14 protein-coding genes are annotated in these 21,921 nt (G+C 62.9%); 6 read left to right on the plus strand and 8 right to left on the minus strand.

Annotation, left to right across the window (positions count from 1 at the left end):
• Positions 1-252: 252 nt before the first annotated feature.
• A complete protein-coding gene (locus SH412_RS10375) occupies positions 253-1,638 on the minus strand; it encodes a PIN-like domain-containing protein (protein ID WP_336523442.1) in 1,386 nt (461 codons plus the stop codon).
• 203 nt (positions 1,639-1,841) lie between these two features.
• On the opposite strand from SH412_RS10375, the gene SH412_RS10380 reads away from it, so the two are divergent.
• Positions 1,842-4,781, plus strand: coding sequence for a PSD1 and planctomycete cytochrome C domain-containing protein (locus tag SH412_RS10380; RefSeq protein WP_336523443.1), 2,940 nt, complete (start codon positions 1,842-1,844; stop codon positions 4,779-4,781).
• Between the two features lie 238 nt (positions 4,782-5,019).
• Positions 5,020-6,408: a DUF1501 domain-containing protein gene (locus SH412_RS10385; RefSeq protein ID WP_336523444.1), complete on the plus strand. Its 1,389-nt coding sequence runs from the start codon at positions 5,020-5,022 to the stop codon at positions 6,406-6,408.
• A 142-nt stretch (positions 6,409-6,550) separates the two neighbouring features.
• On the opposite strand, the gene SH412_RS10390 is transcribed toward SH412_RS10385, so the two are convergent.
• On the minus strand, positions 6,551-7,837 hold the full coding sequence (locus SH412_RS10390) for a PP2C family protein-serine/threonine phosphatase (RefSeq protein ID WP_336523445.1): 1,287 nt from the start codon (positions 7,835-7,837) through the stop codon (positions 6,551-6,553).
• Positions 7,838-8,152: 315 nt separating this feature from the next.
• Between SH412_RS10390 and SH412_RS10395 the strand changes: the two genes are divergently transcribed.
• Positions 8,153-9,031 carry a hypothetical protein gene (locus tag SH412_RS10395; protein WP_336523446.1) on the plus strand — a complete coding sequence of 293 codons (879 nt, stop codon included), beginning with the start codon at positions 8,153-8,155 and terminating at the stop codon, positions 9,029-9,031.
• 34 nt (positions 9,032-9,065) lie between these two features.
• On the opposite strand, the gene SH412_RS10400 is transcribed toward SH412_RS10395, so the two are convergent.
• On the minus strand, positions 9,066-12,185 hold the full coding sequence (locus SH412_RS10400; RefSeq protein ID WP_336523447.1) for a hypothetical protein: 3,120 nt from the start codon (positions 12,183-12,185) through the stop codon (positions 9,066-9,068).
• A 108-nt stretch (positions 12,186-12,293) separates the two neighbouring features.
• Positions 12,294-13,586: a PQQ-binding-like beta-propeller repeat protein gene (locus tag SH412_RS10405; protein WP_336523448.1), complete on the minus strand. Its 1,293-nt coding sequence runs from the start codon at positions 13,584-13,586 to the stop codon at positions 12,294-12,296.
• 234 nt (positions 13,587-13,820) lie between these two features.
• Here SH412_RS10405 and rbsK point away from each other — a divergent pair, with 234 nt between their 5' ends.
• Both rbsK and SH412_RS10415 read left to right on the plus strand, forming a co-directional pair.
• Complete coding sequence (gene rbsK / locus SH412_RS10410; RefSeq protein ID WP_336523449.1) at positions 13,821-14,744, plus strand: ribokinase; 924 nt, start codon at positions 13,821-13,823, stop codon at positions 14,742-14,744.
• A gap of 219 nt (positions 14,745-14,963) precedes the next feature.
• A complete protein-coding gene (locus SH412_RS10415; RefSeq protein WP_336523450.1) occupies positions 14,964-15,752 on the plus strand; it encodes a segregation and condensation protein A in 789 nt (262 codons plus the stop codon).
• A gap of 94 nt (positions 15,753-15,846) precedes the next feature.
• Here the strand turns inward: SH412_RS10415 and SH412_RS10420 are convergent, their stop codons facing one another.
• Positions 15,847-16,491: a DNA-binding transcriptional response regulator gene (locus tag SH412_RS10420; protein WP_336523451.1), complete on the minus strand. Its 645-nt coding sequence runs from the start codon at positions 16,489-16,491 to the stop codon at positions 15,847-15,849.
• A gap of 445 nt (positions 16,492-16,936) precedes the next feature.
• The gene (locus SH412_RS10425) at positions 16,937-17,692 is read right to left on the minus strand and encodes an FHA domain-containing protein (protein ID WP_336523452.1); all 756 of its coding nucleotides are present in this window, start codon (positions 17,690-17,692) and stop codon (positions 16,937-16,939) included.
• A gap of 464 nt (positions 17,693-18,156) precedes the next feature.
• Between SH412_RS10425 and SH412_RS10430 the strand changes: the two genes are divergently transcribed.
• Positions 18,157-19,665, plus strand: a complete 1,509-nt coding sequence (locus SH412_RS10430) for an SMP-30/gluconolactonase/LRE family protein (protein WP_336523453.1) — start codon at positions 18,157-18,159, stop codon at positions 19,663-19,665.
• Between the two features lie 89 nt (positions 19,666-19,754).
• Here SH412_RS10430 and fae read toward each other — a convergent pair whose 3' ends face one another.
• Positions 19,755-20,339, minus strand: a complete 585-nt coding sequence (gene fae / locus SH412_RS10435; protein ID WP_336523454.1) for a formaldehyde-activating enzyme — start codon at positions 20,337-20,339, stop codon at positions 19,755-19,757.
• 321 nt (positions 20,340-20,660) lie between these two features.
• Positions 20,661-21,674 carry a nucleoside hydrolase gene (locus tag SH412_RS10440; protein ID WP_336523455.1) on the minus strand — a complete coding sequence of 338 codons (1,014 nt, stop codon included), beginning with the start codon at positions 21,672-21,674 and terminating at the stop codon, positions 20,661-20,663.
• Positions 21,675-21,921: the final 247 nt, after the last annotated feature.

Consider the following 21,921-nt stretch of genomic DNA (forward strand, 5'->3'; position numbering starts at 1 on the left):
CAGCTCAAATTTGGCCTAAATGCAATGCCTGGGCATGTGGCTCGGTTAGGAGTCGGCGCTGCGAACGATTGCAGTTCATTTCACGAAAAACAATTGTGGCGATGCCAGCTTGCCCCGCTGAATTTTCGGTAACGGCGAAGCCGCCAAGAGACGTATCCGGACCGCCCGGCATTGGAGAAGGAAATTGCTGGGCCTGCTGGCGAGTCAGAGGTCACAACTTGTGGGGGCTTCAAGTCATTCAGAATCAAGAACTCAACGTTCGGAGCGACACTCTGCAATCGAAAACTCAGAAAATACCTCAAGCTCTTCAACACCACTTCTGTTTCGAACGATTACTCCTGTGACGAACCGTAATGAGTTTGGGATGTCATCCGTCGCCAACCCCGCGATGACTCTTGGCAGGTCACGCGTGCGTCGCGGAGTTGAAGCAACAAGAACAATCGTAACGTTAGCAAACCTTTTCTCGTGAATCGCAACCGTGGCTTTCAATAGCTTTCCACGAAGTCGTTTCGCCATAAATGGCGACGATCCGGCCGCCATTACGTAAAACGCATCCCTAGAATCGTCACGAAACGCAATGATTTCAGGAGCGCTGCCAGAACCGATCTCAAGTTGACTATATAGTCGAATTAGCCATTCGCACACGGCCGATTCCGCACGCGCTGAGAATGGAATCCTCTCAAAGGCGTCGTCGCTTTGCATCGAACGATGCGTAGATACATCGCGTACTTCTTGCAGTACGTCGTCTGATACTTGGGTCTCTAAGAATTTTCCGGCGTACTTGAGAAAGCTTTCGGGAGAATACATCAGGAATGACTGAATTCCGGCAGAAAGCGCTGCTTCTTCAATCAATTCGGGTCGCGGTCCGATGGTTTTGGAGCCGTCTTCGTCGACTTTGAGCCACCAATCCTCCTTCGCATCGTCCGTGACAAATACGACGGAACGGTGGGAGGCCTCCTTTGCGTACGCCAAGATCTGCATCCAAACGAGAAAATCGCCATAGCGCCGCTGGTAGACGACTCCTCCTGCTACATACTCGGAAACTGCGTCCTTATCCTTGCTTCCATCCGCATATCCCGGCGGAGTCTTCCGTTTGAAGCGAATCTCGGCCTGTTTGTATAGATCGTCGATGTCATTCTGCGAGTGTGGTGCAGCACCAACTTTTGTGATAAAGAGGTCTTCAATTCGATTTTTTAGTGGATCATGAGCCGAGAGAACTTGTTGCGAAGCTCTGAGTTGGTCCAACTCTGCCAAGAAATCGCTGACTACCTTCGTAATCGTATCGATGATAGGTTGCGGATTGATTGACGAGTGGCGAGTTCGCAGTTGAAGCGCTTCAAGGTCGGTAATCAAACCGGAGCGAGCTTTCTCGACGGCCTTTCGGACATCAGCAAAGCGGCGATTCTGATCGGCAATAACTGTCAGTCGATTCCGTTGAAACTCAAGAGCGACATGGTGAGGGATCCAGATTCTGTCTGAAAGCCCATCAAGGATGCCCAACAGCTCGTTGCGAGTGGGAAGCTGGTAGCGGTAGAGATTGAGAAGAACGTTCGTGTCGAACACGAACAGAGCCTCTCCCCAAATGGATTTGTGGTCTTTGGCTGACGGTTCCTCAAACTGCGGGAAGAGGCCCTTCACGATGACTCAATTCACTCCACAAATGTGACCGAGGATCACTACCCGAGAGCAGAAGTGTACTGCTGGTCGCCTTCCTGGTCAACGGGCAGGCCTGCTTTGATTCTCTCGTGCAGGATCAGCGTCGTTCCCCCTTCCACTTTGTCAGACAATCTCGCTATCCTGAACCCCTCACCCGTGAACGACTCCCCACCGGAGACCGATTCGTGTCCGGACGACTCCTGTTTTTTGCCTGCGCCCTCGCCGGCCTGACCTCCTTCGCCCGCGCCGCCGACCCGGCGTCCGAAGAATTCTTCGAACGCGAAATCCGGCCCGTGCTGGTCGGGACCTGCTTCAAATGCCACGGCGATCAGCGGGTCGCCGGCGGGTTGCGGGTCGATTCGCGCGACGGGCTCCTCAAGGGAGGCGAATCCGGGGCGGCGCTGGAGCCGGGGAAGGTCGACGCCAGCCTGCTGATTCAGGCCATCCGCCGGGCGGATGACGTCTCGGCGATGCCGCCCGACAAGCCGCTGCCGAAGGCCCAGGTGGCGGCGCTGGAAGCGTGGATTGCTGCCGGGGCGCCGTGGCCGAAAGCGACGCCGCGGTTTGAGGGAACCCGGCACTGGGCCTTCGAGCCCGTCCGGCAGCCGAAGTTGCCGGTCGTTAAAGATGAGAGCTGGGTGCGGAGTCCGATCGACCGGTTCATTCTGGCGAAGCTGGAGGCAGCCGGATTGAAGCCTGCGCCGCCGGCGGATCGTCGCATCTGGCTCCGCCGGGTGACGTATGACCTGACCGGCCTGCCGCCGTCGCCCGAAGACGTCGCGGCGTTTCTGGCCGATGCATCGCCGACGGCGCAGCAGAAAATCGTCGAGCGGCTGCTGGAGTCGCCGCACTACGGCGAACACTGGGGCCGGCATTGGCTGGATGTCGTCCGCTATGCCGATACCGCCGGCGAAAACAGCGACCATCCGCTGCCGCATGCCTGGCGCTATCGCAACTGGGTGATTGACGCGTTCAACGCCGATCTGCCGTACGACGAGTTTCTACGGGACCAGATCGCCGGGGACCTGCGGGCCGCCGCGGGGCCGGCCGAGCAGGCTGCCGATCGAATCGTGGCGACGGGGTATCTGGCGATCGCCCGGCGGTTCGGGCACGACATCGACAAAGACATTCATCTCACGCTGGAAGACACGCTCGACACGCTGGGGAAATCCGTCCTGGGCCTGACGATCGGCTGCTGCCGGTGTCACGACCATAAGTACGACCCGCTTTCCACCCGCGATTACTACGGGCTGTACGGCATCTTTTCGAGCACGAAGTTCGCCTTTCCGGGGTGCGAGCCGCAGCAGCAGCCCCGCGATTTGACGCCCCTCTGGAGTGCCGACGAAATCGAGCGGCAGTCGGGACCGATTCGGGCCGAGCTGGCGAAGGTCGACGCCGAACTGAAAACGCTCGGCGAGCAGCAGGCCGCCCTCCGCACCGCATGGAAAGACGCGACTGCGGGGTCAATGCGGTTGCTCTCCTCGGCGGACGTCGGCGAGGGCTTGTCGCTCGACCTGAATGTCGGCGCGACGACGGGGCTCAATGCGATCGAAGTCCGCAAGGGGCAGCTCCTGCAGCTCTCCATTCTGCCGCGGGGGAATCATGGAGCCGACAGCACGCGGGTCGAGTGGCAGATCGCCGAAGCGGGAGGCGACGGCCGGAAGTGGAGCACTGCCGACCTGGTTCCCGATCTGCTGGCGGGGAACCCGCACGCGGACAGTTACGGCCACGCCGGGACGTGGTTCTTCCTGGATGCCAAAGACGGTCTGGCGCTGCTGCCGGAGTCGGTCGGGCAGGTCAACGGCCGGCCCGAACTGCAGGCCTGGCGAAGCGGGGATACGCCGTCGGTGTTTGTGAACCGTTCGGATCAGCCGTCGCCGGTCTGGACGATGCTTCCCGCGAAATCGTTCTTCGTCCATCCGGGGCCGGGCGGTCCCGTGGCGGTGGCGTGGCGGAGCCCGATCGACGGAATGGTGAGCCTCACCGGGACCGTGGCTGACGCGCACCCGGCCGGCGGGCTGGATGGCGTCGCCTGGCGGCTGGAGCAGATCGCCAGCGAAGCCGCGGGCGAGACGCTGGCAAAACTGCAGACGCTGGAACAGCAGGCGGCGGCCCTCAACAAGCAGCGGGCCGAACTAATAGCCCGGCAGCCGAAGACGCCGCTGGCCTATGCGGTCAGCGAAGGAACGCCGGCCAATGCGCGGATTCATAACCGGGGGGAACCGACGAACCTGGGGGACGAGGCGCCGCGGAAGTTCCTGGATGTCCTCGGCGGGCAGGTCGTGCAGCAGACGGCGTCGAGCGGCCGGCTGGAACTGGCGGACTGGCTTGCGAGTCCGACGAATCCGCTGACCGCCCGTGTGATGGTCAATCGAATCTGGCTGTGGCACTTCGGCCGGGGACTGGTGGCGTCGCCGAATGACTTCGGCACGCGCGGTACGCCGCCGACGTATCCCGAATTGCTCGATTTCCTGGCGGACGAATTCGTGAAGAGCGGCTGGAGCGTGAAGGCCATGCACCGGTTGATTCTCTCCAGCGCGACGTACGCCGAGAGCGGGCAGGGGGGGCCGGAGTTGGAAGCGGCCTTCGGCCGCTTCCCCGGTCGCCGGCTGACGGCGGAGGAGCTGCGGGACAGCCTGCTGCTGGTGAGCGGCGAACTGGATACAACTCCAGGCGGGGCACATCCGTTCCCGCCGGAAGAAACCTGGGCGTTCTCGCAGCACGGACCGTTCGCGGCGGAGTACGACACGCTAAAGCGATCCGTCTACCTGATGCAGAAGCGCAACCGCCGAAGCCGGTTCCTGATGCTGTTCGACGGTCCCGATCCGAACGCCAGCACGCCGGTGCGAGATCTGACGACAGTCCCCACGCAGGCCCTGTTCTTCCTGAACGATGCACTGCTGCACGGCCGGGCGGACGCCTTTGCCGGGCGGGTTCTGGCGGCGGCGGACACCGACGCGAAACGCCTGAATGCAGCCTGTCAGATCCTCTACGGCCGCAACGCCAGCGCGGATGAACAACGGGACGCAGCGGAATTCCTGCAGGCGTACGGGGAGCCGAAAGCGGCCTGGAGCGCGCTGGGTCGCGTGCTGCTGTCGAGCAACGAGTTCCTGTTTGTGGATTGAACCGGGAAGAGTTTGAACCACGAATGACACGAATCTTCACGAATGAAATCGAAGCGATTGAACCACGGAGAACACAGAATTCACGGAGACAACGAATTGAGAGAGGATCGCTTGATGCGTCGTCTTAAGTTTGCTCTCTCTCTCTCTCTCTCTCTCTCTTCATTCGTGCGAATTCGTGTGATTCGTGGTTAAGTCCTGACTCTTCGGAATCTGAAATCGAGATCAAGGTCCAACGACCATGCTGAAACCGGATTGCTGTCGTCGTGATTTCCTGCGTTCGTCCGTCGCCGCTTCTGCAATCTTGCCGGGGCTGGTCAGCGAACTGCTGGCTGCGGAGGATCCGCTGGCGGCGCGCTCGCCGCACCATACCGGCAAGGCGAAGTCGGTGATCTTCCTGTTCATGACGGGGGGCGTGTCGCACGTCGATACGTTCGATCCGAAGCCGCGGCTGTCGCAGGATGTGGGCAAAGAGGTCAAGCTCGATCACCCGGAAATCCAGAACCGGCCGGGATACGAACGCATCTTCCTGAAGGCCCCGCAGTGGGATTTTCATCGCTACGGCGAAAGCGGTTCGGAGGTCAGCGGACTGTTTCCGCACGTGGCCGGGTGCGTGGATGACATCGCGCTGATCCGTTCGATGCACACCGACCACTCGAATCATTACAACGCGACGCTGGGGATGCATACCGGGTCGTTCGCCTTCGCCCGGCCCAGCATCGGGTCGTGGGTCAGCTACGGGTTGGGGGCGGAGAACCGGAATTTGCCATCATTCGTGGTGCTGGCCCCGGCTCAGACGTACGCCGGGACGCAGGTCTACGCCAGCGATTTTCTCCCCGGCGCCCATCAGGGAACGCTGGTCGTGCCCGGGGCGGAGCCAGTGGCGAACGTCGCGCCGCGCGTGCCGCTCGACCGGCAGCAGCAGGAACTGGCGGCGCTGGCGAAGTGGAACCGCCGGCATCTGGCCGACCGGGCCGAGAATTCTTTCCTTCAGGCGCGGATGCGCTCGTTCGAAACGGCGTACGGCATGCAGATGGCCGTTCCGGAAGTCTTTGATCTGGCTCACGAATCCGACGCGACGCTCGACTTGTACGGCCTGCCGCGGGGCTCGACGCAGGGCTTCGGCTGGCAGTGCCTGATGGCCCGGCGGCTGGTTGAACGCGGAGTGCGGTTCGTCGAGCTGATCGATACCGGATCGTCGGGCAACTGGGATTCGCACGGGGACATGCTGGACCACGAGCGGCTGGCGAAGAACGTCGACCAGCCGATCGCGGGGCTGCTGAAGGACCTGAAATCGCGCGGGCTGCTCGATGAAACTCTGGTCGTCTGGACAACGGAGTTCGGGCGGACGCCGTTCAACAACTCGGCGACGGCGAAGGGCCGCGAGCACCACAACTGGGCCTTCAGCTCCTGGCTCGCCGGGGCCGGGGTCCGCGGCGGGACGGTCTATGGCGAAACCGACGAATACGGCGTCCGCGTGGCGAAAGACGGCGTCCACGTCCACGACTTCCACGCAACGATCCTGCACCTGATGGGCTTCGATCACGAGCGGCTGACGTACCGGCACAGCGGCCGGGACTACCGGCTGACCGATGTGCATGGGAACGTGGTGGGGGGCGTGCTGGGGTAGGGGCCAGACCGAGCAACCGGAGGTGTCGTCGCTGCGATCCTCAACCCCCGGCTACTTTCTGGCATCCCCCCAGGATGCGAGACGTCGCGATTGCTCGTTCCCGATGGCTGCTCGGCCCCGAACGTAGAAGCTGCCGGCCGAGCTACTCCACCCGCATCGCAATCAGCGTCTGATCGTCGGTCGGCGGGGCGTTCTCGCAGAACTCGGCGACGGCGGTGCGGATCTGCTGCAGGCAGTCTTCCGCGCTCCCCGCGGCGCACTCCAGGAGCAGTGGATCGAGGCGGTCGAGGCCGAACAGGCGGCTGATCCCTTCGCCCGGTCCCATCGCTTCGGGAATGCCGTCGGTATAGAGCAGCAGCAGGTCGCCGCTGACAAGTTCAATGGTCGCCTCGTCGTAGGTCAGGCCGGGCATCAGGCCCATCGGCAGGCCGCCGCTTTCGTCGAGCGACAGCACGCGCCCCGCACGGACGAGCCGCGGGGGATTGTGGCCGGCGCTGGAGCAGGTCAGCGTCCGCGCGGCCGGATCGAGAATCGCATAGAAGGCGGTCACGAACGTACCGTCGCGCGTGTAGGCCCGCGCGAGCCGGTCGTTCAGATAGGACAGCAGCGCGGCGGGGGGCGAGTGCGTCCCCGGCTGCGCGTGGGCGATGGCGTGAGTGATCGCCATCAGGACCGCGGCCGGGGTGCCGTGGCCCGAGACGTCGGCGATGAACAGTCCCCAGGCGCCGTTGGCGAGCGGAAAGAAGTCGTAGTAGTCGCCGCCGGCCCGGGAACTGGTTTCGTAGTGGGCGGCCAGTTCGAAGCCGGGGATTGTCGGGAGCTGGTCCGGCAGCAGCGACCGTTGAATGTTGCCGACGACCTGCAGCTCCCGATCGAGCGCGTGGAGGGCCGCGCTCAGTTGATTGCGCAGCACCAGGTTCTGCGTCCCGCGTCCGAACAGCCCCGCCTGCCAGTGCAGCATGGGAATCATGCCGTGGTTCACGTCGGCCCCGGGGCGGACCAGCATAATCGTATGATTGAGAGCCTCGCCGCCATCGTACTGCGGCAGTGCGACCAGCGCCTGAAACCCCTGCAGATAAAACCAGGCCGGATCGTCCGCCGCGAGCCGGGACGGCAGGTCTTCGATGATCACCGGGCTGCTGCCATAGGCGATTTCGCCCAGAAGTCCGCCAGTCAATTTCGGCAGCAGGTCGCGCTGGGTCCAGGGATTGTACGACTCGGCGAATCGCGACGAACGCGTAATCAAATAGAATGGCGAATCGACATTCCGCCGCGAGACAGCCACGTAGTCGTCGGTCTCGATCAGCTCGCCGATGCCGTTCCAGTAGATCGACACCAGCTCTTCGGGGTCGTTGACGCCGGAGATGGCTTTCATCGTCCGGTCGATGATCGCCAGTTCGTCCTGCCAGGTCCGCTTGGGACTCAACATACCTCGCTCCTGTCGCCGTTACGGAATGCACTCGGCGTCACCACAATTCTAGCAGGATACCGGTGCCGTTTCGCCGGTCGGCGATCGCACGTGGCGGTTGAACGAAGGGGACGGCATCGGCCGGGTACACGTCGGGGCATGCAACGTCCGCGAACACCTGTCGCCGTGTAGGAATTCTCCACGTCCCGGAAACCTCGCTTGCGGCGGCCTAACGGAACAGTCACGATGACTGCATTGAACGCCTGACGTCTGCAGACACGTCCCGCGGGATTCCCGCTCAACCCCGACGAGCCAGCTTCTACGGAGTTATCCTTCATGAACGGCATCAGTTTTCAGCGTGTCCATCTGGTGGCTGGCTTACTCGCAACATTCTGCGCCAGTTCCCTTTCGGCACAGGAGAGCGCGGTAAAACCGGATCAGGACGGATCGAGTCCGTCCCGACTCGAATTCCTGCGAAACGTGGTCGGCAAGATCGCCATCAGTCCGACCGATCCCGGCGATCCGCGCGAACTGACCTTTAAAGCCCAGCCAATCCTGCGGTACTCCGATCCCGCCCGCAAGATCGCCGACTCCGCCGTCTGGCGCGTTGGCGCCAAAGGACGCCCCATTGCGCTCGTCACCTCGGAAATCTACGGTCCCTTTGGTCCGGCCGAGGGGAGATCTTACCAGCTCAACCACGAGTTTCTGGCCATCGACAAACCGCATCTGACGATGCAGTGCGGCGCCTTCACCTGGGCACCACCCGCCGAATCAGCGCTGACTTTCCAGAAGTTCAAAACGGACGAACGTCCCGCCGCCACACCGCAGCTCCGGCTGGTCCAGATGAAACGGCTGGCCCAGAAGTTCACTCTGCGCGAATTCCACCTGGGTAACCAGATCGAACTGCGACTGCTGCCAACACCGCTCGACCGCTATGAACCGTCGGCCAAGCCTCTGGCCGACGGAACGATTTTTGCGGGAGTGTGGGGCGTCAATCCCGAGCTATTGCTATTCATCGAGTCCGATGGCGAATCCTGGTCCTACGGCTTCGCGCGTTCAGGCAGCGCCAAGTTGTGGGCCATCCTCGACGACGCCGAAGTATGGGGCGTCCCGAGCGTCTATGTCACGCCGGTCATGGCGTACTCAATTGCGGTCAATCCGGCGACAATTCCTGCAACTCTGTTCGACGATCCGAGCGCAAAAAAAGAGCCATAATCCGACGTCGCAGGCATCCTGCCACGCTGGCTCCCTACTGCATTGGATTACTCAGCAGGTACGCCAGGACGTCGCGCAATTCTTCCGGAGTCTTCACCACGCCGGCGGGCATCGCCGAGACCTCCGACGCTTTCCGGTCCTCGATCTCCGACTTGGCCAGCGTCACTCGCTTCGTGTCCGGCAGCAGCAGCTCCAGTTTGTCCGCCGTCTCCATCACGACCAGACCTGTCAGAACTTTTCCGTCGACAGTCGTCAGGGCAGTCGACTTGAAGACCGGCGAGATCACCTTGTTCGGGGCCAGCACCGATTCCACCAGATAGGCCAGTTCAAATCGCCGCCCGGCGTCCGCCAGGCTGGGGCCGCCGGTCGTCCCGGCGACCGGTGTGGCGGCGTGGCACTTCGCGCAGCCGAGGGATTCGGCCCCGAAGAGTTTCCGGCCCCGTTCGACGTCCGCCCCCTTCAGGGCCATGGCCCAGTCGACTTCCAGAAACTTCGGATCGATCGGCTGATTCCCCGTCCCCGCCGCCTTCAGCCGCTCGGCGAGCGACAGTCCGTCCGGCAGCGGCGGCAGCGTGATCTGCACGTCCTGCAGCGTCCGGTAATGGATGTATTGCCCCCCAAGTCCCGCTCGCATGCGGTCCCGCAGCAGGATGTCGTTGCCGCCCGGCTGCAGATCGATCGTCACCACGTCGTCGTATTGAATGTTCGGCCGGACGTCGTCCTTCGACCAGACCAGCTTGCCGTTGTGCCAGACCTTGAGACCGTCTTCGGCTCCCAGCAGCAACTGGCACCGCTGAGCGACCGAACTCTCGATCCGGAACAAGGAGTAGACCGATGACTGAGGGCTGGGGCCGAAGAGCTGGGCGAAATCATACAGCGGCCGGTCTTTGCCGGTCTGGGCAACTTCCTTCCACTCCAGCGACATGCCGCCGGCCTCCACCTTCGCCCGCAGATCGACCGGTCCCAGTTCCGGAGCATGCGCCGTCTCGAAGCCCTTGTCGCCGTCCGGCAGCGGACCGAGCATCCAGACCTTGGCGACGCCCCGTCCGCCCGCCAGGCTCAACCGTCGATCCTGCACGTCGGTCAGCACCTTGGCGATCTCGGGCTCGCTGCGGGGATCGTTGACGACCGACAGAAAGTGGGCGGCCTGCAGTCGGATCTGATCGTTCGGATCGGCGAGTCGTTCCATCAGGAGCGCAAAGAACATTTCGGTCTCGCCCGGCCGCGGCGCGCTCTTCCAGTATTCGGCCATCGTGTAGTTGCCAAGTCGTCCCTGCTCCCGCAGGTCCACTTTGCCGTCGGCGAATTCGATGATGTTCGCCGCCTCCGTCCGCTGCGGCTCCAGCGGCGCCTGTTCCGGCAGTTCGTCGTGGACGCCAGGTACTGTCATCGCGAACCCCGCCGCCAGGACGCCGGTCATCCGGCTTTGGGCGTCGCGGGAATTCACGAGCTGAGCGATCTGATCGAATGGCGCCAGTTGCGACAGCAGAATCGCCGTCGTGTGGCGGACGAAGGCATCCTTGCTCCGCGCCGGTAGTTCCAGGACTTCGTAAGGAACTTCTTCTTCGCCGATGCGGGAGAAGAGTCCCGTAACCGCCGCGACCTGGACCTGGGGATCGGCGTCGTCGAACTTGGAGACGAAGAAGTCCCGGCCGGTATGCAGCTCCGGAAAGTGATCGAGCGCCCGGACCGCCTGCAGCCGCAGGTTGGCGTTCTCGCCATTTGCCAGCTTGCGGAGAATCTGCCCCGCATAGTCCGTCTTCGAAGCTTTTGCCGAGGCCGCCGCCAGCCACAGCAGATGGGGCGTCGCCGGGTCGGTCGCCACGGCATTTTTCAGTTTGCGGGCCGCCTCCAGCAGCAGCGGGCCGCCCCGTCGCAGCAGTTCCTGATGGGCCACGGACCGTTGCGACCAGCTTGGCGAAGCGAGCTCGCTCCACAGTTTATCGGCGGTCGCAGTGGGGGGCTCGTAGCCGTCGAACGGCATGGCCTTCGAGTCGTCCGCCCGCGTGATTATTGCCAGGTCGCTTCGATAAACCGGCGAACCTTCGTTCTGGGACATGTAGCTCAGCGTCACAAACACCCGCCCGCCGCGACCGACGCACACCCCCACCGGTCGCGCCTGGTTCTGCCCTTCGAGCATGACGTGCTCGGCGGCCGTGAAGCTGGAGTCCTTCTTTTCCAGCGGAAACCGCGACACCGTCCGCCGGCCCCAGCGGGCGACGAGCAGGTTGTTGTCGTAAGTTTCGGGCAGGAACTTGTCCGCATAATACGTCTGCAGCACCGGCACGAATCGTCCGAGGCTCTCGTTGAGCGTCGGCAGCAGATCTGCCCGGTCAGGCGTCTTGCTCAGCAGCCAGCCCCGCGGCCAACTGTAGTACGCCTGCGGCGACACCTGCAGCAGCCGCCCCGGCGCGTAGAAGGCCGGCATCGCTTCGTGGTCGTTGTCGTTCGTGAACAGGTTCCAGTTCCGGTCGAAGTTCAGTCCGCAACTGTTCCGCAGGCCGCGCGCAAAGCTCCGCAACTTCGTCCCGTCCGGCTGTACGCGAAACACCGCCCCCACGCCGTGGTAGGGGACTCGCGCGAAGCCGTTGGCCCCGGCCGGATGATTTTCGTCCGGCCTGAAGAACATCGACCAGTAGCCCCAGTGGTCCGGCCGGCTGAAGTCGCCGTAATACCACAGCGGGTCTCCCATCGAGAAATAGAGATCTCCCTCCGGCCCCCAGGCGCAGGCATGCAGGCACTGATGCACGTGCCCGTTCGGAACGCCCCACACCAGCCGCTGAGGCTTCAGCCCGGTCCGCTGAATCCGTCCTCCCGGCACGATGTAGAGGGCGCTGACCGTCATCAGGTACAGATCGTCGCCGCGAATCTCGATGTCGTAAACCCACGTGTGATCGGGAAACTCCAGCAGCAGCTCCCGCGGCTTGTAGGTTCCGTCGGGGAGTGGCTCGTAGACGAACAGTGTCTTCCGACCGCCCACGAAGATGCGACCGGCGGCGTCGACCCGCACTGCCAGGAATGAGTCCGTCTCCGAACTGTCCAGCAGCTCCACCTTGAGCGCCGGATCGGTGACGCGATAGTCCAGCGCTTCCGCCGGCAGGCTCCAGCAGATTGCCAGCAGACATCCCACGCGAACCCACACCGAACCGCTCATCGCCGTCCCCTCACTGTCGCCCGAAACATCGCGAGCCCCGGAATCCACCGATCCCAGGGCCCGCGCAGTCTAACTTTTCTCTTCACCACCCACTATCCACCCACCACTCTACTTCTTGCCTACGTCATACGCCATCAGCGTATCCTGCTCCCGCAGGTAGAGCGTATTTCCGACGACGACTGGATGCGCCCAGCTCGGGCTCTCGACGATTTCCGGCTTGAAGGAACCCCGCAGCTTGTACTCGTCCGTCGAAGCGTCCACCAGCGCCACGTCGCCGCTCTGATAGCGGAAGATGATGTGCTTGTCGGCATACGTCACTCCCGCCGAACCCGAACCGGCGCCGCGGATCTTCCCGCCCCACAGGACGTTCCCGGTCGCCAGGTCGATGCACATCGGGAAGCCGTTGTTGTGACCGTGTCCCATGAAGACCTGATCGCCGACCAGCACCATTCCGCCGTGGTGATTCTGCATTTCGCGGGCCGGATGGTAATAGACTTCAGTCGCCGAGACTCCGTCGCCGTCGCGGGTCAGCTTCAACAGCGCCGTCCCTCCCTGGTCGTAGCCCGACGACGTGAAGACGTAGTCCCCGGCGATCAGCGGCGTCGGAATGTTGGCCACCGGATTCGCCACACGGTTGTACGTCCAGAGGAGCTTGCCGTCCGACGCCCGGACGCCGATCGCGCCCCGACCGACGAGGGTGACGTACTGCTTCACGCCCGCGGCGTCGCTGATCACGATCGAAGAATACCCGGCGCCCGGCTTGCCCGCCTCGCCAAAGTCCGGCACGGCCGACTTCCAGACGTCCTTGCCGGTCTGCTTGTCGAGCGCGACGATCATGGCGTCTTCGCCGCCCGGCGTGCAGACGACCCGGTCGCCATCCACCAGCGGCGACTCGGAGAAACCCCAGCCGGACATCATCTTCCCGCCGAACTCCTTGAAGTCCCGCTGCCAGACGATTTTGCCGTCGGCCACGTTCAGGCAGGTGATCGCCCCGTTGGAGGTCACCACATAGAGCTTGTCGCCGTCAACCGCCGGCGTGCAGCGCGACCCTTCGTAGCCGTGTTTCGGCTCGAAGTCGACAACCGGCTGGCTCCAGACGACCTTGTGTGACTTCAGATCGACCGCCGTGACGTGCTGCGAGTCGCCGTGATTTCCGGTCGTGTAGAGCCGGTCTCCGACGATCGACACGCTGGCATAGCCCTTGCCCAAGCCGGCGACCTTCCAGGCCAGCGTCGGCGGATGCGCCTCCCAGTCGGTCGACAGTCCGGTCGAGGCGCTCCGATTCTCGCGTCCGGGGCCACGCCACTGCGGCCAGTCTGTTGAACGCAGCGGTTCCAGCGCCCACGCTGTCGCCGAAGCGAGCGCAGCGACACACACACCGAGGAGGGCAAGGCGAGACATACGCGATCCAGTCATTTGTGGGATGAAGACAATGGCAGGCAATTCCCGGCAGACCGGGGGCAGGCAGACTGCCCGCAAGTATAGATAGCCGTGCCCACCCCCGCAACATCCGCGTTGAGCGCTAAGCGTTGAGCATTCTTCTTCACCATCCACCATCCACCATCCACTGACCACCATCCACTCTCTACCTGCTAAACTCTCGCCATTCCCGATCCGCCCTCCGCGAGTCCCCCCATGACCGGCCGCGTCCTTGTCGTCGGCAGCTCCAATACCGATCTCATCGTCCGGACCGAGCGACTGCCGCGCCCCGGCGAAACGCTGCTCGGCGGCAGGTTCCTCTCCGCGCCGGGAGGGAAGGGGGCCAATCAGGCCGTCGCGGCCGCACGGGCCGGCGCGCAAGTGACGTTTGTCGCGAGGCTGGGACAGGACGCCTACGGCGACGTTGCGCTGAAGGGTTTTCACGCCGACGGCATCGATACGCAGTTCATCGTCCGCGACGCCCGCGAGCCGTCGGGCGTCGCGTTGATCTGCGTCAGCGCCGCCGGTGAGAACAGTATCGCGGTCGCTCCCGGCGCCAATGCGAAACTCTCCGCCGCGGATGTCCGTCGGGCGAAAGCTGTGGTGGGTCCCGGAGACGTCGTCCTCGTCCAACTGGAAACCTCGCCGGTTGCGGTCACTGCCGCGGCCCAATTGGCCGCAACGTCGGGGGCGAGGCTGATTCTCAATCCCGCCCCGGCCGGGCCGCTTCCCGCGGAGATTCTGCCGCGAGTTTCGATCATCACCCCGAACGAAACGGAAGCCGAGCTGCTGACCGGCCGGCGGGTCCGGGACCCGCGCACCGCCAACCTGGCGGCCCGCGTCCTGCATGAGCTCGGCGTGGAAACGGTGATTCTCACGCTCGGCGCCCGCGGGGCCTGGGTCAGCGAGCCGGCTGGGACTTTTCTCGCGCCGCCATTTCCGGTGCAGGCGGTCGATACGACCGCCGCTGGTGATGTCTTCAACGGCGCCCTCGCCGCCCGGCTCGTCGAAGGCCAGCCGCTAGCCGCAGCCGTCCACTTTGCGTCCGCGGCGGCAGCGATTTCCGTCACCCGGATGGGCGCACAGCCGTCGGCGCCTCGCCGCGCGGAGATTCTCAAACGACTCAAGACGTCGCGTTGAGCAACCAGCTCCACATCGAGCGAAAGGCAGCCTTCCAAGGGCGATTCAAGGTAGCCCAGCGGCATAAGCCCTGTGCGCCGCGACGATCTCCCCCTTGTGTGAAACTTTTCCGCGCATTCGGACGATAAGGTGTCTGGGGGGCGTTCGCGTTCAGAGTCGGCTGCTGCGCTGCGAAGCGCAGCAGCCGACCGTTCCACGAACGTGAAACACAAGGCACGGATGGCCGAGTACCGCGTCAAACTTGATGTCTTTTCCGGACCGCTGGACCTCCTCTTGTACCTGGTCCGGCGGAACGAGGTGGACATTGTCTCCCTGCCGATCGCCAGAATCACCGGACAGTTCCTGCAGTTCCTCGAAGTCCTGGAGCTGATTGACCTCGATCTGGTCGGCGACTTCGTTGTGATGGCCAGCTCCCTCGTCGAGATCAAAAGCCGCCTGGTCCTCCCTCGGGCCGAGGATGAGCAGCCCGACGAAGCGCCGCTCGCCGACGATCCCCGCAGCGAATTAATCCAGCAGCTCCTCGAGTACAAAAAATACAAGGACGCCGCCCTGGCCCTGGAGCACCAGGCCGCCGAGTGGCAGGAGCGCTATCCGCGCCTGACCGACGAACGACCGCGGACGGCCAAGGATCACTCGGCCGACCCCATCAAGGAGGTTGAACTCTGGGATCTGGTGAGCGCCCTCTCCCGCGTGCTGCAGAAGCGAATCGTCGAAGAAACGTCCAGCATCCGCTACGACGACACGCCAATCTCGGTCTACGTCGAACGAATCGCCGAACGCGTCAGAGCGGACGGTCGGGTCCCCTTCAGCGAGTTTTTTGAAGGGACGAATCTCCGCAGCAAGATCATCGGAATCTTCCTCGCGATTCTCGAACTGCTGCGCCACCATCACTTTCGGGCCGAACAGCCCGATGAGTACGGCGATATCTATGTCCTTCCGCCTGGTTCCGCGGACGCTACGTCCGCGGTCGTCGAACCGCCGCGCGACACGGTCTCCGCTCCGAATTGAGCCAGAGCTGCCAGGAACGTCTCACGCCTGCGAATCCGAGTTCAGACGGCGACGAAGACCGGGCGGGACGGCGATCGCGCTGATGCCTGCTGACTCAACGCTGAGTCAACTCCCCCATCTCGCTGGCCATCCGTGTCAGACGCCGCTGCTGCTCATCAATCTCAGCCCGGAGCTGGCGAATCTCCCTCTCCAGTTCCAGCAGGCGTCGGTCCGACTGCGGGACCGGGCAGACGTCCGGTCTCGGCTCTGCTGTAACCGCGGTCGCTTCCACGATCGGGAGGCAATCGGCGCTGTCGTCCGAGCCTCTCTCCGCGTCCGTTGGCAGCGAGTAGCGTTCGGCTTCGATCTCCTTCAGCTTGGTAATCAGCGTCTCGCGGCTGACCGGCTTCTCCAGGATGTCGCGAAAACCGAACGAACGCATGTGGGTGACGGACGACGTCCTCCCTCCATGGTCCGTGTGGAGAGATGGCATGTTGAGAATAATAAACGAGGGTTCTCGCGGCTCGGTGTCTGCATCCGCCAGACGCGGGATCTGCTTCAAGCGGCCGAGCAACTCGCAGGCAGAGCTGCTCCCCAGATTCCATTCGCTGATCACAACCTCAACATTCAGACTGCGAGTCAGCACGCTGAACGCCCCCTCCAGCGAATCGCTTGTCTGGACCAGATGTCCCGCCCCCTGCAGGACAAGCTGCAGCGACCGGCGCTGCGCTCCAATGTGGCTCACGATCAGAATTTGCATCGGCGAATGGACGTCCTGCGAGTGAGACCCGCTACGATTGTGTTCCTCCCTGTATTCCACGTCACATTCGAAGAAAATCAAGCCGATCACAAACGGTTAGCCGCCAGTTTCTGCGACATTGGTCTGCACTTTGGCAATTCCGACGCCGCAGACGTTGTGACTGCGACGGCCAACGTCCCACGCGATGGGTAAGTCGAAACGAGACGCGAATGAAGTCGTCGTGTCGGAAGTCTTCGAAGTTTCATTGCGACGATAGCACGCCGAGAGGCCCCGGCCAAGGAGCGGCCCGAGCGCGAACCTGAGGCGGGGCCCCACGATGGCGACCTGGCCGCATCCGACGCATCCAGTACCTCAACGAGTCGACCGGAATGCGCGGGGCGCATGTCGTTGGTTTCGCCCAACGGTCTCATCGTCGTAGCCGACCGACGCAAACAGCCTCGAACGGCTATGCGCTCGCCCGCAGTTCGTCGGGCGCCCCGTTCTGCTGGTTCAGTCGCAACATCAATTCGTCGAGCTGGCGCGTCATCCGGTCCTGGACCGACTGCAGTTGGGAACTGGTTTCAAGCAGCTCGCTCTCGCGGTCCGCCAGGATCTGAGTCCGGTTGTCCAGCGCGTTGGACAGAACCTTGATCTGCTCCAGCAGCTCTTCGAAGCGACGGGCTTCGGCCAGCTCGGCCTCGCTCGAATCGGGCTCGTTTCCCGACGCGTCTCCCAGGGCTGCGAGGAGGGCCTGCAGTCCGAGCCGACGGCGACCTTCGAATTGCTGAATCGCCATCTCCTCCGCGGCGATCCGGTCACACAGTTCTTCCGCCGTCATGTTCGCGGCGTCGATCTGCGCCTCACGCCTCCGGGCGGCCAGCAGCGCCGACTCGCCGATATGGACGAAGAGTTCGCTGCCGGAGATGACCATCCGGTCGCCGTCGCGCAGTGAGAGTCGTCGCACGGGCCTGCTGTTGATCTCCAGGCGGCTGGCCGCGTCGGTCGCTTCGATCCAGACGTTGTTCCCTTTTCGATGGACGACGCTATGAAGCGCTGGTCCGCCGGTCAACCGCAGGTCGCACCGGCTGGCTGTCCCGAGCGTCAAGTCCCCTTCAGCCAGTTCCAGCCACTCGGTGTCACCGCCGTCAGTGATCAGTTCCAGCAGCACGGGAACAGGGGCATTGGCCGCATCGGTCGGATTGACCATCTCTCGAACGGGCATGGCAACCTCGCTTCAACATCGTGTTGAGCGCTCAATGAGAAACTCGGGGGAATTCCCTCCCGGCCTTGGAAATTTCGACCAGCCGCGCGGCATGCCATGAGTGTTTCATCGGGCCATTGTCAACCACGCGCGGGGCCGGGAGTTGCGGCTCAGGTTGGCTCCGCGCACGGAGGACGGTCCGGCAGAATATGCCGCCGCGCTGTGCCCGGTTTCGCAGCAGACTGTTTCGATTGCGCAAGGTCTGAGGTTCGTGTCGCACGCCCGGCAATTGTGGGAGGCGTTGTGCCGTCGCAGAAGGCTTATCCCCTGAATAAAAGTCCTCACGTCCGAATCCCGTTCGTTTCTTCAGAGAATCTTTCGCAGCGACGGGAGAATCGATCGCAGTTTGCAATTCCGCGGGTGTTGACCGACAATCGTCTGCGCCTGAAGAGTCGTGACTTGCATCCCAGTTCGGAGACGGATTCATGCGGAAACTGTTCGAGAGAACGCTGGCCTGTTGCGGGCTGCTGATTGCTGCTGCGACCGCCTCGGCGGCGGACCTGAACGATCTCGTACCCGCGGGCGCCGAGGCCCGAAAGGTCGTCGGCGACTGCAAATTCACCGAAGGACCGGCCTGGAATCCGCAGGGCTTCCTGCTGTTCAGCGATATCCCGAACTCGCGGATTGTGCGAGTGGATAGCGATGGAAAAGTCTCCGACTTTCTGAAGCCTTCGGGCGGAGCGAACGGCCTGGTCTTCGATGCCCATGGCAACCTCTACGCCTGTCAGGGAACGGACCGGCGGGTCGTCAAGATCGGTTCCCAGGGCGGCAAGATCGAAGTCCTTGCGGATGCTTTCGACGGCAAACCGCTCAACAGCCCGAATGACCTGGCGCTCGACGGGCACGGCGGGCTGTACTTCACCGATCCTCGTTACGGCGCCGACCCGAAGATCGACCAGCCAGTGATGGGGGTCTATTACATCAACCCCCAGGGCCAGTCGATGCGGGTGATCGACAAGCTGCAGCGGCCCAATGGCGTGCTGGTCTCTCCCGACGGCAAATCGCTCTATGTCGCCGAGCCCAATCTCTCGCAGCTCTGGAAGTACGAAATCTCCGCACCGGGCAAGGTCGGCGAGGGCAAGCTGATCTTCACGGGCGACGCGAAGCTCGACGGCGGCGGACCGGACGGGATGGCGCTCGACCAGCACGGCAACATTTACGCCACGTACGGCGGGATTGTCGTCCTGTCGCCGGCCGGCGAGTTGATCGGACGGATTCCTGTTCCCGAGCGACCGGCGAACTGCACCTTTGGCGGCGCCGACGGCAAGACGCTGTACATCACCGCCCGGACAAGCCTGTACTCGATCGGCTTGAGCGTGGCCGGCGCTCCCACGGTCGCATCCGGTCCGAGTCCGGCGGCGAAAGTGACTCACCGCCGGCAGGAAATTCCCGTCCGGCTGGCCAGCTTTGCCCAGGACAAGCCGGCCGCCGAGGCCAAGGAAGTCAAGATTGAAGACATCACCCTCAACGCACCTGCCACCTGGAAGCAGGAACCTCCCGCCAATCGTCTGCGACTGGCGCAGTTCAAGATTCCCGCGGTCGACGGAGACAAGGAACCGGCGGAACTCGTGGTGTCTTCGTTCGCAGGGGGCGGTGGCGGGATTGATCCCAACCTGGAACGCTGGGTTAAGCAGTTCCAGGGCGAGGGGCGCAAGGTCAAGATTACGTTCGGGAACTGCCCGCAGGGCGAATACTACTTCAGCGAGATCTCCGGAACCTACAACCGTTCGATTGGTCCGCCGATCGCCGGACGGACGGAAGCGGTGCCGGGCTCGCGGTCGCTGGGTGTGATTCTGGTGGTCGCCAAAGGGGACGCCAAAGAAGCCTACTTCCTCAAGCTGACCGGTCCCGACAAGACCGTCGCCGCCGCGGCGGAAGGCTTCCGGGCTTCGTTCGGCGCGGACGCTGCCAAGGAAAAACCGTACGAGAAATAAGCGACGGACGCTGGCGGTCGACAAAAACGGTGCGGCCCCGATTCGTGAGAATCGGGGCCGCTTTTGCGTTCTGACGTGTCCAACGGGTTCTACAGCTTGCCTTCGACCCCCATCGCATGGAAGAAATGTGTGACTTCGTGCTGGTGCTTGAGCAGCCACTCGATCGACGGCTCGTTATGCATCGCCTTGCGAATGGCTTTCGCCGTTGCGGCGCGATTGGTCTCGAACAGAATCTTATGGTCGATCTCGACGTCCACCACCGAGGGATCGAGCCAGACTGAGACGATGATTCCCAGGTCGTTCGCCTTGCTGGCCGGAATGATTCCCTCGCGAACGCAGTCGAGCACGCCGTTGGCAATCCCGGCCTGAACGGTGCCCATCAGGATGTTGGTGTATTTTTCGTTGTTGACGGTCACTTTGCTGACCATCACTGTGGCCGGCTTGACCTGCACGTCGCAGTTGAGGATGGCGAAGACGCGCGAATGTCCCTTGGTCTGATCGCCGATCAGGTTGGCGATGGCGTATCCGACCGGTCCGTCGAGTTCGCCGATCACAACTTCCGGCTCAGCGGCCGACCAGGCCGGTTCGGCCTCCACGAGCGCTTCGCCGGTGCGCATGACGATCCGCTGCGGAACTTTGACCTTCTTGACGGCGGCCTTCTTCTTTTTCGGCATGAGGAATCCTCGACGAGTGTCGCTGGAGAACGGGATCGGACAACCGGGCGGAATCAGAGCAGACGCCGGGGCCGAATGCAATCGTTGCTGCGGTTGACGGGAACTGAGAAGCAGATTTCGCCGTGGAGTCGCGGAGGCCGCGAAAATGACCACCGAATGAGAAAGTCGGAACGACGAAGAGCGGACAAGAGAGGTTCGAAAAAACAAACGCCGGGAGAAGGATTTTGAGATCGTCCCAATTCAGAACTCACTGGCCACGTTCCCTCCAGTCTTTCCGCACCGCCATGTCGAAACGCTTCTTCCGCTTGTCTTCATCTTCAATCATCGCTGCGGGGGTTCGCTGCAGAGCTGCTGGAACGCTTCCCGCACCCGGGCTTCCTGAATGGCGTTCATGGTCAGAAACCGGTGCGGACCTTTTCCGTCGGGCGTGAACCGGGTGAAGCCATCGGCTTCCACCTTCGTCCGTCCGGCTGGCGAGGTTCCGAAAAACCCTCGATCCGGCAGGACGGCGTACAGCACGCTGGTCAGATCCCACGTCGGGCGTTCGTGGGGCGTCGGCAGATAGAGCTGGTAAGACTCCGACAGCGGGTGGTGGGTGACGTAGCCAAAGTCCCGCTCGATGCTCACTGCGGGATACGGGGCGGCAATTCCGATCTCGAAGCCACTCCAGATGATCGGGGTCGGCCATTCCTGCGCCAGCTTCTGAGCGGCGGGAATGTCCTTGATCACATTGTATTCGCAGTAGTGGTTGTTGAACTCAATCGTTTGAAACGCCCCAGCCATCACCGACAGCAGGCGGACTTTTTTCTGGATCAGCTCTTTGCCGGTGAGCGGAGAGAGATTGTCGGCGGGCGTATCGAGCAGCCCGGCGAGATTCGAGAAAAATCCTACCTGGACCACGACGACCGAACCGTCCGGTTCCGCAGCCAGGAGCTTCCGGAGAAGCTGTTTCGACTCCAGCGCCTGCGGCTCCCGCAGATCGTGCGGATAGCGCAATTGGCCGTCGTCCCTGGTCTCGGCCAGCGGCAAGAACTTGCTGGGCTCGGTCCTGACCGCTTCGCGGCCCGATCCGACCGGAATGTCGGGCCGACCGTAGAACGTGTTGACGGCATCGACGTATTCAACCGCGAGCGGATCGTTCTTGGTGATTGTCACTCCCAGCAGCTTGCAGTGTCCCCGCGATTCCAGGGCATGCAGCAGCCCGAGCGCCAGCGCGTCGTCCACATCGTTGCCAACGTCGGTGTCGAAGATCACCCGCACCGGCTCCGCGGCCGGACATTCAGGAACGACGCCCAGGAATCCACAAGTCACCAGGCCAATCAACAGCAGCCGCATGCGAAGACTCTTTCTGCAAACGATTCGATGTGCACTCAGATGCGAAGAGGAAGAGAACTGTACCGCGGAGGCGCGGAGGGCGCAGAGAAGAAAATCAGGAGATCGCAAAAGTGATTAATGATGGGAGCAAAGTGCGTTCGAACTGTTTTCGACCAGTCCATGCCTGCCACGATTGACCTCGTTCCCAGGCTCCTGCCTGGGAACGTCGTCCGTCCTCTTCCTTTCTCGCTCGCACGATGGCAAAGAG

Origin of the sequence: Planctellipticum variicoloris (assembly GCF_030622045.1) — a bacterium.
GTDB lineage: Bacteria > Planctomycetota > Planctomycetia > Planctomycetales > Planctomycetaceae > Planctellipticum > Planctellipticum variicoloris.